The sequence below is a fragment of the Aeromicrobium sp. SP1 genome (genome assembly GCF_055663785.1).
On record NZ_JBQVVK010000001.1, the window covers coordinates 1,624,174 to 1,637,000 of the forward strand.

Annotated in this window: 11 protein-coding genes; 1 reads left to right on the forward strand and 10 read right to left on the reverse strand. The window is 70.2% G+C overall.

Translation table 11 applies throughout. From position 1 onward, the window contains the following. Positions 1-102: 102 nt before the first annotated feature. From ACT26F_RS07910 to ACT26F_RS07955, 10 genes are all read right to left on the reverse strand, one after another. On the reverse strand, positions 103-1,686 hold the full coding sequence (locus ACT26F_RS07910) for a Y-family DNA polymerase (RefSeq protein WP_471669967.1): 1,584 nt from the start codon (positions 1,684-1,686) through the stop codon (positions 103-105). After that, positions 1,686-2,369, reverse strand: coding sequence for a hypothetical protein (locus tag ACT26F_RS07915; RefSeq protein ID WP_471669968.1), 684 nt, complete (start codon positions 2,367-2,369; stop codon positions 1,686-1,688). The genes ACT26F_RS07910 and ACT26F_RS07915 overlap by 1 nt, the downstream gene beginning before the upstream one ends. Before the next feature lie 71 nt (positions 2,370-2,440). Further along, positions 2,441-4,711 carry a dipeptide ABC transporter ATP-binding protein gene (locus ACT26F_RS07920; protein ID WP_471669969.1) on the reverse strand — a complete coding sequence of 757 codons (2,271 nt, stop codon included), beginning with the start codon at positions 4,709-4,711 and terminating at the stop codon, positions 2,441-2,443. Then, the gene (locus ACT26F_RS07925; protein WP_471669970.1) at positions 4,708-5,685 is read right to left on the reverse strand and encodes an ABC transporter permease; all 978 of its coding nucleotides are present in this window, start codon (positions 5,683-5,685) and stop codon (positions 4,708-4,710) included. The genes ACT26F_RS07920 and ACT26F_RS07925 overlap by 4 nt, the downstream gene beginning before the upstream one ends. Then, positions 5,678-6,607: an ABC transporter permease gene (locus ACT26F_RS07930; protein WP_471669971.1), complete on the reverse strand. Its 930-nt coding sequence runs from the start codon at positions 6,605-6,607 to the stop codon at positions 5,678-5,680. The genes ACT26F_RS07925 and ACT26F_RS07930 overlap by 8 nt, the downstream gene beginning before the upstream one ends. Positions 6,608-6,750: 143 nt before the next feature. After that, positions 6,751-8,322, reverse strand: a complete 1,572-nt coding sequence (locus tag ACT26F_RS07935) for a peptide ABC transporter substrate-binding protein (protein WP_471669972.1) — start codon at positions 8,320-8,322, stop codon at positions 6,751-6,753. Between the two features lie 280 nt (positions 8,323-8,602). After that, positions 8,603-9,550 carry an electron transfer flavoprotein subunit alpha/FixB family protein gene (locus ACT26F_RS07940; RefSeq protein ID WP_471669973.1) on the reverse strand — a complete coding sequence of 316 codons (948 nt, stop codon included), beginning with the start codon at positions 9,548-9,550 and terminating at the stop codon, positions 8,603-8,605. Between the two features lie 16 nt (positions 9,551-9,566). After that, a complete protein-coding gene (locus ACT26F_RS07945; protein ID WP_471669974.1) occupies positions 9,567-10,346 on the reverse strand; it encodes an electron transfer flavoprotein subunit beta/FixA family protein in 780 nt (259 codons plus the stop codon). A gap of 165 nt (positions 10,347-10,511) precedes the next feature. Beyond that, positions 10,512-11,291, reverse strand: coding sequence for an enoyl-CoA hydratase/isomerase family protein (locus ACT26F_RS07950; protein WP_471669975.1), 780 nt, complete (start codon positions 11,289-11,291; stop codon positions 10,512-10,514). Between the two features lie 43 nt (positions 11,292-11,334). Then, positions 11,335-11,820, reverse strand: coding sequence for a GNAT family N-acetyltransferase (locus tag ACT26F_RS07955; RefSeq protein WP_471669976.1), 486 nt, complete (start codon positions 11,818-11,820; stop codon positions 11,335-11,337). A gap of 38 nt (positions 11,821-11,858) precedes the next feature. On the opposite strand from ACT26F_RS07955, the gene ACT26F_RS07960 reads away from it, so the two are divergent. Further along, positions 11,859-12,743 carry an NUDIX hydrolase gene (locus ACT26F_RS07960; protein ID WP_471669977.1) on the forward strand — a complete coding sequence of 295 codons (885 nt, stop codon included), beginning with the start codon at positions 11,859-11,861 and terminating at the stop codon, positions 12,741-12,743. The last annotated feature ends 84 nt before the right edge of the window (positions 12,744-12,827 follow it).

Consider the following 12,827-nt stretch of genomic DNA (forward strand, 5'->3'; position numbering starts at 1 on the left):
GTCGATGCCGTCACCCGTCCGGGTTTCGAGGCTTCGGGCGCTGGGCGCCCTCGCACCTCAACCACCTCGAGCGGTCGGCCGCGCAGCGGCCTCGGCCCTCGGTCAGTCATAGCGGGCCTCGACCCACCAGCGGCCGTTCTCGACGACCATGAGCCACGCACTGCCGTCGACGCCGACGACCTGGAAGCGGGCGACCCGACGGGCCGCGGCCTCGTCCCACCAGTGCTCGTCGACCGGCCACGGGCCGGCCCACGCCGCCACCGGCTGCCAGCCCAGGTCCTCGGCGGGCAGGAAGCGCGTGGGCACCCCCGAGAGCGCGCCCCGACCGCTGACCCGCACCGGCAGGCCCTCGGCGCCCACGACCTGCGCGGGCGCCGGCTCGGAGAACACCGTGGCCGGAGCAGGTGGGGGCACGCTGCCTGGCCACGGCCGGTCGACGGGACGCACCGAGGCGGGGCGCTCGCCCCACGGCGCCGACAGCCGCCGCTCCGCCGGGCCGCGCCCGCCCTGGACGCCCACCGAGCGCACGCCCTCGGGTCCGACGAGCGACTGCAGGCGCGCGACCGACCGCTCGACGTGCTCGTCGGGGCCGCCGCCGAACAGCCCTTCGGCATGATCGCCCAGCGGCTCGACCTCGACGGGGACGAACCCCACCGACACGACGGGTCCGCCGGGGGGCAGCGCGCTGAGCTGCCAGCGCAGCCGGTCGAGCACGTCCACGGAGGAGAACCAGCGCGGATGCCGCCACAGCCGCGCCGCGACGTCCTCGCCCGAGGCCAGACTCGCGGTGACCTCGATCCGCAACGACGCGCACACGAGCGCCCGGCGGTCGAGTCCGCGGACGAACTCCTCGGCGGTCCGCCGGGCGCTGAACACGACGGCCTCGGCGCGCTCCAGCGGCGGCTCGAAGCCGACGGACGCGACCAGCTCCGGTGGCGCGGCGCGGCGCGACACCCCCCGTGGCTCCTCACCACGGGCCCAGCGGTGCAGCAATGCGCCGTGCGCACCGAACCGGGCCTGCACGTCGGCCGCGGACAGGGCCGCGAAGTCACCCACCCGGCGCAGCCCCAACCGGCGCAGCACCGTGACGATCCCCAGCGCAGGGTCGCCCTGCCGCCCCCGGCCCGGCACCGCTGTGGGGCGAGCCCCCGCACCCCCGTCGGGGACGTCGAGCACCTCGACCGGCAGATCGCGCAGGAACTCGCCGTTGCCGCCGGCGGCCACGACGACGCAGTCCTGGGCCGCGGCCCGGCGCGCGGCCAGCTCGGCGACGAACACGCCGTCGGCGATCCCGCAGCGCACGTCCCAGACGCCCAGCCCGACCAGGTGCTCGGCGATCACCGCGGCCGCCTCGGCCTCACCGCCGTAGTACCGGTCGGGCACCGCCAGCGCCGCCAGACCCGGACGCAGCGGCGCGACTCCCGGGCTGAGCTCCTCGATCGTGGTCAGCACCTGCTCGAAGGCACGCGCGTCGACCTCGGGCCGGTGGTCGCACACCACGAGGCCCGGGCAGCGCGCCTGCGCATCGCGACGTCGCATTCCGCGGCGGACCCCCTGCGCGCGCGCCGCGGGCGTGCACGCCAGCACGGCGCCCTTGTCCAGCACCGCCAGCGCGGTGCCGGCAGGCTGTTCGCCCAGCTCGACGAGCGCCGGCCAGTCGGGGACCCACACCACCATCGTGCGCATCAGCCCGCCTCCCGGGCCGTCTCGACCCGCTGGACCGGCGGTGCCGTCCGCTCGACGGGCGCCACGTGCAGCTCATGGCTGGGGAACCACAGCCGGCGGCTGCCGGTGACGCGCCCACCGCGCTCGACCTCGACGGTCGCCTGCCGGGCGACGAGGTGGCCGTGGCCTGATTCCGGGCCGGTCCAGACCGCGTCGCGCAGCCGCAGCCGGGCATCGGCGCGGGGCCAGTCGCCGACCGCCACGAGCACCGCCTGGCGCCGGTGCAGTCTCGCCCGCAGGCGTGACGCCTCGCGTTCGGGCAGCAGCACCCCCCGGGCAGCCGTGTGGACCACGACGACCCCCACGGCGTCGACGAGGGCGCCCAGCACGGAGGCCGGGTCGGCGCCGGCGTCGGGCACCCACACGGTGCGGTCGAGGTCCACGCCGACGGCCGATGCGGCCTCGAGCCCCACGCGGTCCGAGCCGACGATCGCGCACCACGCGCCCTCGGCCGACGGACCGGCCATCAGCAGGAACGCGAGGCTGGTCGCATCGACGGAGTAGCTGGCGCCGGGCTGCAGGGCCAGCAGGCCCGACAGCGCCGGATGCGTGGGCAGGGACAGGACCGCCGGACGACCCTGCATCCGCCCGATCCGGGCCCGCAGGTCGCCCACGACATCGGGTGCGGGGACGGCGAGGCTCACCCTTCCATGATCGAACACCTGTTCGAATCAGTCAACCTGTTCGAACACTCCCACGCGGATGGATCGAGCGATCAGCCCAGTTCGATCGCAGCCCCCGGGATCGCGTCGAGCAGCTTGCGCGTGTAGTCCTCGCGCGGATGGGCGAACACCTCGTCGACCGAGGCGTGCTCGACGACCTTGCCGTTCTGCATGACCACGACGTCGTCGGCGATCTGCCGGACGACCGCGAGGTCGTGCGTGATGAACAGGTAGCTCAGTCCCAGGTCGGCCTGGAGGTCGTTCAGCAGCTGCAGGATCTGCGCCTGGACGAGCACGTCGAGGGCCGACACGGCCTCGTCGCAGATGACGACCTCGGGGTCGAGGGCCAAGGCCCGGGCGATCGCGACGCGCTGGCGCTGACCGCCGGACAGCTCGGCCGGGAAGCGGTTCATGACCGTCGTCGGCAGGGCCACCTTGTCGAGCAGGTCGCGCACCTTGGCCTCGCGCTCCTTGCGCGTGCCGACGCCGAACGTCTGCAGCGGCTCCTCGATCGACTGGTAGATCGAGTACAGCGGGTCGAGCGAGGCGTACGGGTTCTGGAACACCGGCTGCATCTTGCGGCGCAGGCGCAGCTCCTGGGCGCGGCTCTCGGGCAGACTCACGTCGGACCCGTCGAACAGCACGCGTCCCGAGGTCGGCTCCAACAGGCCCAGCACCATGCGCGCGACGGTGGACTTGCCCGAGCCGGACTCGCCCACGATCGCCGTCGTGGTGCCGCGACGCAGTCGGAACGAGACGTCGTCGACGGCGATGAAGTCGTTCGTCTGCCACGGGTGCTCGCCGCGCAGCGGGAAGACCTTGGTCAGGTTCTCCACGACGATGACGTCGTCGACGGCAGCCGGGTCGACGTCGTCGCCCAGGTCGACCCGGGCCACCGCGAGGTTGCCCAGCGCCGTGTCCGGCAGCACGATCGACTTCGCCACGAGGTCGTGCCAGCCCTGACGGCGGCGGTTCGACCGGATGAACACGGCCAGCACGATCGCGCCGATGCCGGCGGTCAGCACGACCGAGGCCCACAGGATCAGGGCACGCACGATCGAGCGGGACAGCCCGATCGGGTGCAGCGTGTCCTGATCGACGATCCACAGGCCCCAGGCCCGTTTGCCCGGCGTGTAGCCGCGGTCGGCCGAGAGCTTCCACATGTAGGCCACGTAGTACGCCAGTGTCAGGCCCCCGGCGATCACGAAGCCGAGCTGGAACCCCTTCGCCGTGGCGGCCCAGATCAGCCCGCCGACCACGATGCCCACGAACGCGGGCACGAGCGCCACCAGCAGCGCGTCGAGCACCACGGCCAGGCCACGCTTGATGAGCGACGCGTGCGTCGTCGAGGTCAGTGCCAGGCCCGTGTCCGAGCCCACGTCGGCGACGGTCGACAGGTCGGAGAGTGCATCGGCGGAGACCTCGGTCGAATGCTCCTCGGAGACCACGCCCTCGGCCACCTGGACGGCCCGCTCGCGCACCTCGGCGCGGGCGCTGCGCGACGAGAGCCGCTGAGACGCCAGGGAGGGCGCCTTCGCGACGAGTCGCTGCGTGTACGGGTGCCGCGGGTCCTGCAGGATCTCCAGCGCGGGGCCGGACTCCACGATCTTGCCGCGGTACATCACGACGAGGTGGTCGGCACGCTCCGCGGCCAGGCCCAGGTCGTGCGTGATCAGCAGGACGGCGACGCCGAGCTCGGCGGTGAGCCCATCGAGGTGGTCCAGGATCTGCTTCTGGACCGTGACGTCGAGCGCGGATGTCGGCTCGTCGGCGATCAGCAGCTTCGGCCGGGAGGCCAGGCCCATCGCGATGAGGGCCCGCTGGCGCATACCGCCGGAGAACTCGTGCGGGTACTGGTTCGCGCGGCGGGCGGCGTCGGGCAGACCCGCCTCCTCCAGCAGCTCGGCGACGCGCTCGTCGGCCTCCTTGCCGTGCGCGATGCCGTTCGCGACGAGCGACTCCTTGATCTGCGAGCCGACGCGCCACAGCGGGTTGAGGTTCGACATCGGGTCCTGCGGCACGAGGCCGATCGACGAGCCCCTCAGCGCCAGCACCTCGCGCTGGTCCGCCTTCGTGATGTCGCGACCCTCGAACAGGATCTCTCCCCCGGTGATGACACCCGCGCCGGGCAGCAGGCCGATGACGGCGTGCGCCAGCGTGGACTTGCCCGAGCCGGACTCGCCCACGATCGCCACGGTCTGTCCCGGGTAGATCGCGAGGCTCGCCCCGTCGACCGCGGGCAGGATCTGCGTCTTCTTCTCACCGCGGAACCCGACGTGCAGATCGCGGATCTCCAGCAGCGGGGTCTGGTCGTGCCGGCTCATGACTTCCTCGCCTTCGGATCGAGTGCTTCTCGCACGGCCTCACCCAGCAGGATGAAGCCGAGCACGGTGACCGCAAGGGCCGTCGCCGGAACCCACATGACGACGAGGTGGGTTCCGGCCCGCACCTGGTTCTGCGCGTCGGACAGGTCGTTGCCCCATGACACGACGTTCTGGGGCAGGCCCAGTCCCAGGAAGGACAGGGACGACTCCGACACGATGAAGATGCCCAGCAGGATCGTCGCGGACACGATCACCGGCGAGAGCGCGTTCGGGACGATGTGCCGACGCAGGTTGGCGAGCCGGGACGCGCCGATCGCGGTGGCCGCGTCGACGAACTCGAGGTTCTTGACCTCCAGCACGGCACCGCGCATCTGACGCGTGATCTGCGGCCAGGCGAACAGCGCCAGCGCGAGCACGACGACGAGCACCGAGCCCCAGAACCCGCGATCGGGGTAGAGGTTGTTGATCACCGAGATGACGACGATGCAGGCGAGCAGCAGCGGGATCGAGAAGAACACGTCGCTGATGCGCGAGATCATCGTGTCGAACCAGCCGCCGTAGAAGCCGGCGATCGCTCCGCTGACCACGCCCAGGACCGTCGTGATGAGCGTCGTGAGCACGCCGACCGCGACCGAGGCGCGCGCGCCGTAGACGGTGCGGGCCCAGACGTCGGCGCCCTGGAAGTTGTAGCCGAACGGATGGCCCGGGCTGGGCGGATCCCACTGCTTGTCCAGTGATGCGGCGTTCGGGTCGGCGTCGGTGAACAGCGTCGGGAACGCGATCATGACGGCCAGCACCGCGATGATGAACGCCGACAGCCAGAACAGCGGCGACTTGCGCAGGCGCTTCCAGGCCTCGCGCCATTGGCTCTCGGGCGCCGCGTCGACGACGACGGCGTCGATGTCGCGCAGCGGCGTCTCCTCGAGCGGGGCGACGTAGCGGGCCTGATGGGGACGAACGATGGACTCAGGCATAACGGATCCTCGGATCGAGCACGGCGTACAGCAGGTCGACGACCAGGCTCATCAGCACGTAGACCATGACCATGACGGCCACGACGGTCACCGTCACGGGAGTGTCGCCCCGGTTCACCGCGCCGTACGCCAGGTTGCCGATGCCGGGGATGTTGAAGATGCCCTCGGTGATGACCGCGCCGGCCATGAGCGAGCCGAGGTTGATGCCGATGTAGGTCACGACCGGCACGAGCGAGTTGCGCAGCACGTGCCGGCGCACCACCACGCCGCGCTTGAGGCCCTTGGCCCGCGCGGTGCGCACGTGGTCGGCGGTCAGGTTGTCGGCCACCGAGGTGCGGGTCAGGCGCATCGTCGTGGCGATGTTCGCGATCGCCAGCACGAAGGCCGGCAGGATCAGGTCCTCGACCGACCAGTCGCCACCGACGACCGCGGGGAACCAGCCCAGCCGGACGCCGAAGATCAGCTGCATCACGAAGCCGACGACGAAGATCGGGATGGACAGCAGGACCAGCGACAGCACGAGCGTCGTGGAGTCGAACCAGCTGTTGCGTCGCAGGCCCGCGATCGTGCCGACGGTGATGCCGATGATCGCGTCCATCGCGAGCGCCATGATCGCGAGCGTCGCGGTGACCGGGAAGGCGTTCGCGATCTTCTCGATCACGGGCTGACCGTCGAGGCCGACGAAGTCGGGGTTGAGCGTGAAGATGTCGCGCAGGAAGTAGAGCCACTGCACGAGGAAGGGGTCGTTCAGGTGGTACTGGTCGCGCAGCGCCTGACGGACCTCCTCGGAGACCGGCTTGTTGCCGACCAGGCCCAGGATCGGGTCACCGGGTCGCAGGAAGACCAGTGCATAGATGAGCAGGGTGGCGAAGAGGAAGACCGGGATCGCCTGTAGGAGTCGCTTTCCGACGTACCACCACACGAAAGACCTCCTGGGTCACGGGAAGAGATCGGTACCGCGATCACGTGCCACCGGTCTGGAGGCCATCGTGCCGCATGTGGGCCGCCCGCGCACAGGGGCAGCCTCTTTGGAGGCTGCCCCTGCGCCGGTGCGTCCGGCTCGAACTACTTCGTCAGAGCGTAGTAGTCCGGCTTCTGCTGCCAGTTGAACACGAACCCACCAAGGTCCTTGTTCGTGACGGCCGTGGCGTTCTGGTACCACAGCGGGACGGCCGGCAGATCCTTGAGCAGGATCGCCTGGGCCTCGCCGATCAACGTGTAGCGCTCGTCACCCTGGGCCGCGGCGGCCTCGGTGGTGAGCTTGTCGAACTGCTTGTTGCTGTAGTCGCCGTCGTTCGAGCCCGCGCCGGTGGCGTAGATCGGGCCGAGGTAGTTGAGCATCGACGGGTAGTCCGCCTGCCAACCGGTACGGAACGGCGTCTGGATGCTGCGATCGGTGACCGCGGTGCGCAGCTCGTCGAACGTCGGGTACGCCTTCGGCGAGGCATCGATGCCCAGAACGTTCTTGATCTGGTTCGTCACCGCCTCGCTGAACTCCTTGTTGCCGGCGCCGTCGTTGTTGTACGCCAGCTGGAACTTGCCGCTCCACGGAGCGATCGCGTCGGCCTCGGCCCACAGCTTCTTGGCCTGGTCGGCGTTGAAGTCGAGCACCTCGTTGCCCTCGACCTTGTCGGTCCAGCCATCGAGCACCGGCGACGTGAAGTCCTTCGCCGGGGTACGCGTGCCGTTGAAGATCTTCTCGGTGATCTCCTCACGGTTGATCGCCATGGAGATCGCCTGACGACGCAGGCGGCCCTCCTCGCCACCGAAGTGGTCGAGACGCTCGGGGACCGTGAAGGAGGAGAAGTTCGAGCCGGGCTCGTTGTACGCCTTGACCGAGTCGTCGGACTCGAACGTGGTGAGCGCGCTCGGCGGGACCTGGTCCAGGACGTCGAGGTCGCCGGACTGGACGGCCGTGTAGGCCGCGTCGGTCGACTCGTAGAACTTGAAGACGAGGCCGTCGTTCTTGGCCTTGCGAGCGCCGTCGTAGTCGCCGTTCGGCTCCATGGCGATCTGCTTGTTCTTCTCCCAGCCAGCGTCGGTCAGCTTGTAGGGGCCGTTGCCGATCGGCTTGTCGCCGTACTCCGTGGTGATCTTGCCGTCCGAGCCGTAGGCCGTGTCCGGGACCGGGAAGTACGCCGAGTAGCCCAGGCGCAGCGGGAAGTCCGACTCGGGGTTCTTCAGCGTGATCGTGAACGACTTGTCGTCCACCACCTTGAGGCCGGAGACCGTGTCAGCGCCCTCGACCGTGTTGCCGACGTCGTCGGTGCCCTCGATCGGGTAGAAGAAGTAGTTGTTGAGCTGCTTGTTGGCCGGGTTGGCGCCGTAGTTCCACGCCTTCACGAACGAGTCGGCGGTGACGGCCGATCCGTCGGTGAACTTCCAGTCCTTGAGCTTGACGGTCCAGACGGTGCTGTCCTCGTTGGGCTCGATCGACTCGGCCACCTCGTTGGTGACGGACCCGTCGGTGTTGTAGGACACCAGACCCGCGAAGAGGTTGTTCAGCGGGTCTCCGCCGCCCACCTCGTTCGTGGCGGTCGGGATCAACGGGTTCTGCGGGTTCGTGCCGTAGACGGTGATGACACTGTCGCCGGCGCTGTCGTCGTCTCCGCCACCGCTGCTGCACGCAGCGAGCATCAGACTGGCAGCGACAAGGCCCACTCCCGCAAGGCGTGTACGCCGAGAGAGTCGCATGGATTCCTCCTGGTTGGAACAGTTGGGCACACGTGTGCCCGGCTTGGTCCTTGCTATCACCCGGGCACAGCGTCTGCACAGTCGAGATGCGGTGCCAGCGGGGTTTGCAATCGAATTGCAACCAAACCAACGGACCAGCACCCCTGGCCCGATCGGGCCACCCGAACACCGAAACGGCCTCGCACCCGAGGGGTGCGAGGCCGTTCGTGCGGCGCGGAGGGGCTCAGCCCTTGCGCTTGGTGATCTCCTCGGTGGCCTGCGGCAGCACGGCCTTGAGATCGCCGACGACGCCGAAGTCGACGAGCTCGAAGATCGGCGCCTCCTCGTCCTTGTTGACCGCGACGATCGTCTTGGAGGTCTGCATGCCGGCGCGGTGCTGGATCGCACCGGAGATGCCGTTGGCGATGTAGAGCTGCGGCGAGACGGTCTTGCCGGTCTGGCCGACCTGGAAGGTGTGCGGCTTCCAGCCGGAGTCGACGGCAGCGCGCGAGGCGCCGACCGCGGCGCCGAGGACGTCGGCCAGGGCCTCGACCTCGGTGAAGTCGCCACCGGTGCCACGACCGCCGGAGACCACGATCGCGGCCTCCGTCAGCTCGGGACGTCCGGTCGAGACGCGCGGCTCCGACGACACGATCCGGACCTGCTTGGCCGAGTCGGGGACGTCGAACGAGACGGCCTCGACGGCGCCCGCGCCGGCGACGGCCTCGGGAGCGGCCGAGTTCGGCTTGACGGCGATGACCGCGGCGGCGGTGGTGACCTGGGCCGCGACCGTGAAGTTGCCGGCGAACGCCGACTGCGTCGTGGTGACGGTGCCACCCTCGACGGTCACGTCGACCGCGTCGGTGATCAGGCCGGACCCGGACTTCAGGGCGACGCGGGCGGCGATCTCCTTGCCCTCGGCGCTGGACGGGACCAGCACGGCGGCCGGGGACGCGGAGGCGACCAGTGCGGCGAGGGCCTCGGCCTTGGGGGCCACGAGGTACTCGTCGTAGACGCTGTCGGCGTACGTGTAGATCTTCTCCGCGCCGTACTCCGAGAGCACCGCCGTGTCGGCGTCACCGAACACGACTGCCGACGGCTCGCCGATGCGGCGGGCGATCGTCAGGAGCTCCAGCGAGGGCTTCGTGACCTTGCCCTGGGGGGCGTCGATCAGAACGAGAACTTCACTCATTGATTCAGGCTCCTACTCACACGAACTTCTTGGACGCGAGGAACTCGACGAGCTTGGCGCCGCCGTCTCCCTCGTCGGTGACGATCTCGCCGGCGGTACGCGGCGGGCGGGCCGTGGTCGAGTCGACCTTGGTCCACGCGTTGTCCAGGCCCACCTCGGACGCGTCGACGCCGAGGTCGGCGAGCGACCACTGCTCGACGGGCTTCTTCTTCGCCGCCATGATGCCCTTGAAGGACGGGTAGCGAGCCTCACCGGTCTGGTCGGTGACCGAGACGACGAGCTTGCCCGTGGCCTCGATCTCCTGCGTGGCCGAGTCGCCGTCGCGACGGATCTTGACCGTGTCGCCGTCGACGGAGACCTCCGAGGCGTACGTGATCGCCGGCAGGCCGAGTCGCTCGGCGACCAGCGTCGGGACGATGCCCATGCCGGCGTCGGTCGAGGCCATGCCGAAGAACACGAGGTCGTAGTCGAGCTTCTCGATGGCCTTGGCCAGCACGAGCGAGGTCGCGAAGGCGTCCGAGCCGGCGATGGCGTCGTCCTCGACGTGGACGCCGGCGTCGGCGCCCATCTGCAGCGCCTTGCGCACGGCGTCGGCAGCGTCGGCCGGGCCGACGGTCAGCACGGTGACCTCACCGTCACCAGCCTCGGTCACCTGCAGCGCCTGCTCGACGGCGTACTCGTCCAGCTCGGAGAGAAGGCCGTCGACGTTCTCGCGGTCGACGGTGTTATCCGCTTCGAACGTCCGGTCCGCCGTGGCGTCCGGGACGTACTTCACAGCGACAACGATCTTGGTCACGAGGACCCTCCTGTGAATTCGGGGCGCGGGAAGCCGGCTTGGCCTCCCGCGGATTTTTCAGGTCCACCTTGCCACGTGGGCAAATCTCCCAGTGAGGCGACCCTTTCCTGCGGTCATGTTACTGGAAGGTAACGACGTGTGAACCTCGAGGAGCTGTGGTGTGGCTCACTTGCCGGTGAAGGTGGCGCGGCCCGGACCGTTCTCGACGAAGGACCGCATGCCGTCGCTCTGGTCCTGCGTCGCGAACAGTCCGGTGAAGCCGACGCGCTCGATCTCCAGGCCCGTCTGCAGGTCGACCTCGAGTCCACGGTCGATGACGTCCTTCGCGGTGCGCAGCGCGATCGCCGGTCCCCCGACGAACTGCGCGGCCCAGGCCCGGGCCCGCTCGTAGACCTCCGCCGCGGGCAGCACCTCGTCGACGAGACCGATCCGCAGCGCCTCGTCGGCACCCACGAAGCGACCCGTGTAGATGAGGTCCTTGGCCTTCGACGGCCCGACGAGCCGGGCGAGGCGCTGCGTGCCGCCGGCGCCGGGGATGATGCCGAGCAGGATCTCGGGCTGGCCGAGCTTCGCGTCGTCGGCACAGAATCGGACGTCAGCCGCGAGAGCCAGCTCGAGGCCGCCACCGAGGGCGAAGCCCGTGATCGCCGCGACGGTCGGCTTGCCGATCGCCGCGATCGCCCGCGTGAACTCCTGCAGGAGGTGTCCGTGCGCGAGCATCTCGGGAAAGCCCATGTCGGCCATCTCCTTGACGTCCGCGCCGGCCGCGAACACGCGCTCGCCGCCCCACACCACGACGGCGGCCACGTCGTCGCGCCGGTCCGCCTCACGGGCCGCCTGCAGCAGCTCGTCCTGGACCTGCGCGTCGAGCGCGTTCATCTTGGGCCGGTCGAGCCGGATCGTGCCGATGCCGTCGGCCACCTCGAGTCGGACGAACTCCGCCATGTGACTGCCTCCTGTGTGGGTTGGGCCGAAGCATAGGACAGCGTCAGGACACCCGACCGAGGGCGTGCAGCGGCGGTCCCGTGAGGCGGTACTCGAGCGAGCCCTGCTTCACCGTCGCGCCGACCGCGTCGTACAGCCGGATCGCACCGTCGTTGCCGACCGAGGCATTCCACTCCAGTCGCGTGTACCCACGGGCGACGCATCGCGCCGCGAGCGTGCCGAGCAGGGCCCGGCCGAGTCCGCCGCCGCGGTGGTCGGGATCGACGCACAGGTCCTCCAGCCAAATCCCGTGCACGCCGTGCCACGTCGAGAAGGTCAGGAACCACAGCGCGACGCCGACCACCTCGCCGTCGACCTCCGCCACATCGGCGAAGACGGCCGGCGCGGGGCCGAAGAGCCGCTCCCCCAACGCCTCCGCGGTCAGCGAGCACTCGTCGGTTCCGCCCTCGTGGGCGGCGAGGACGTGCACCAGACGCACCATGGCTGACACGTCGTCGGGGGTCGCAGGGCGGATTCGCGGATCGGACACGTCATCGATTCCATCACGGCGGGAGTAGCCTCAGGCAGGTGACCGAGGCCACCACGACCCTGCGCGATGACGACCTCATCCTGGAGCCGACGTCCGGCGCCGACGATCTGCACGGCTTCGCGGTCCTGCAGGACCGCGAGCGGATCGGTACCGTCGCGCTGCAACGCGCCCAGGGCAAGGCCGGCCGCCATCGCGGCTCGATGCGCTGGAGGTTCGGACCCGGTCCCGGCGCCATGATCGCGAGCCGGGCGCTGCGCCTGGCCGTGCAGTTCGCCTTCGACGAGCTCGGCTGGAACCGGGTCGAAGCCCGTGTCCCCACCGACGACTCCATCGGGCTGCGTGCCGCGTCGATCGCCGGCCTGCGCCGCGAGGGCGTCGCGCGCGGGGCGGGCGACGAGCTCGACCACGTGCTGCTGGGCCGCGTCGCGGGCGACCCGCCGGCGTTCAGCCACGAGGGCTTCGTCGCGATCCTCAACGCCGGACTGCCGCGCAAGCGCGTGATCGGTCAGGGCCTGTGGCGCGATCGCGACGGCCGCATCCTGCTGTGCGAGCTGACGTACAAGAAGGAGTGGGACCTGCCCGGCGGCGTCGTCGAGGTGGGCGAGAGTCCCGCCGAGGGCCTCGTGCGTGAGCTGCAGGAGGAGCTGGGCGTCACGGTCTCGATCGAGGGACTCGTCACGATGAACTGGCTGCCCGCGTGGCGCCAGTGGGACGACGCGTGCCTGTTCGTGTTCGACCTGGGTGTCACCGACGCCGACGTCGTCGAGCAGATGGTGCTGCAGCGCACCGAGATCGCCGCCGTGCACTGGTGCGATCCGGCCGCGGTGCACGAGCACGCGACCCTCGCCACGATCGAGCTGCTCGACTCACTCGCCGCCGGCGGCCTGGCCTCGTACCGCGAGGCCCCGCGTCAGCCGGAGTGATGGTTTACCACGGTCCCACGGTTCGTTGGCTCCTCCCTCGGTGAACTCACCGAGGGAGGACGCAATATGCCGAGGGACCGTGGT

Bases quoted from the DNA above. Each gene is read 5' to 3' on its own strand.
- ACT26F_RS07940 (WP_471669973.1), bottom strand. From the start codon at position 9,550: ATGAGTGAAGTTCTCGTTCTGATCGACGCCCCCCAGGGCAAGGTCACG.
- ACT26F_RS07910 (WP_471669967.1), bottom strand. From the start codon at position 1,686: ATGCGCACGATGGTGGTGTGGGTCCCCGACTGGCCGGCGCTCGTCGAG.
- ACT26F_RS07925 (WP_471669970.1), bottom strand. From the start codon at position 5,685: ATGCCTGAGTCCATCGTTCGTCCCCATCAGGCCCGCTACGTCGCCCCG.
- ACT26F_RS07950 (WP_471669975.1), bottom strand. From the start codon at position 11,291: ATGGCGGAGTTCGTCCGACTCGAGGTGGCCGACGGCATCGGCACGATC.
- ACT26F_RS07935 (WP_471669972.1), bottom strand. From the start codon at position 8,322: ATGCTCGCTGCGTGCAGCAGCGGTGGCGGAGACGACGACAGCGCCGGC.
- ACT26F_RS07920 (WP_471669969.1), bottom strand. From the start codon at position 4,711: ATGAGCCGGCACGACCAGACCCCGCTGCTGGAGATCCGCGATCTGCAC.